Here is a 962-nt window from a genome sequence, read left to right as displayed (position 1 = left end):
TAATGGAGAATGATATTTTAAAGCAAGCGGCGCTGATCATGGGACGAAAATAAATGTGATTCGTAATAACGCTCACCTTTATTCGGTATCAGCAATGTGTGCCGTCCTCGAGATTAAAAGGAGCACCTATTATTATCATATAAATTTAGATGCCACTTCGCAGCGAAAAACAGAGGACATCGCACTTTTAAAAGAAATTGAACGGATTTTCAAAGAAAGCCGTAATAATTAGGGTACGCGTAAAATCAAAAGAGAATTATTAAAGTTAGCTGAACCTAAACATGTATCAAGACGCCGAATTAGCCGCATAATGCATTCGTTAGGTTTAGTTTCAAACGACACTGTGGCTCAATTTAAACCGCAAAAATCACGTTCGAATGAGGCACTTATAAGAAACGAGTTAAAACGTGCGTTCATTCAAGAAAAAGAATTAGCTGTCGTTGTAAGTGATTTAACATACGTTCGTGTCGGTGGAAAGTGGCATTATGTATGTTTATTTGTAGACCTTTTCAATCGTGAAATTATTGGACATAGTGTAGGAAAAAAACAAGACTGCAAGTCTTGTCTATGAAGCATTAGCAAGCATTTCTGCAAATTTAAATGACATACAGCTGTTTCACACGGATCGAGGGAAAGAATTTGATAATCGGTTGATTGATGAAGCGCTTGAAACATTTAATATTCAACGTTCACTAAGTATGAAGGGTTGTCCTTACGATAACGCTGTAGCGGAAGCAACATTCAAAGTGTTTAAAACAGAATTCGCAAACCAAGCTCACTTTTCCAATCTTAATCAGCTGGAACTTGAATTAAATGATTACGTTCATTGGTTTAACAACATCCGTATTCATGGAACATTGGGTTATTTAACGCCTACCGAATTTAAATTACAGCCCTTATAATTTTTGTTCAATTTACTGTTTGTCCATTCCAGATATTGTAGAAAAAAATTATGATTACAT

General features: G+C 35.6%; 1 pseudogene. It reads left to right on the top strand.

Annotation, left to right across the window (positions count from 1 at the left end):
- Positions 1–902, top strand: a pseudogene (locus BCAMP_RS14525) (IS3 family transposase); the annotation flags it as partial.
- Positions 903–962 lie beyond the last annotated feature (60 nt).

The organism is Brochothrix campestris FSL F6-1037 (assembly GCF_000525915.1).
Classification (GTDB): domain Bacteria; phylum Bacillota; class Bacilli; order Lactobacillales; family Listeriaceae; genus Brochothrix; species Brochothrix campestris.
This window is presented reverse-complemented; position numbering and strand designations above follow the sequence as displayed.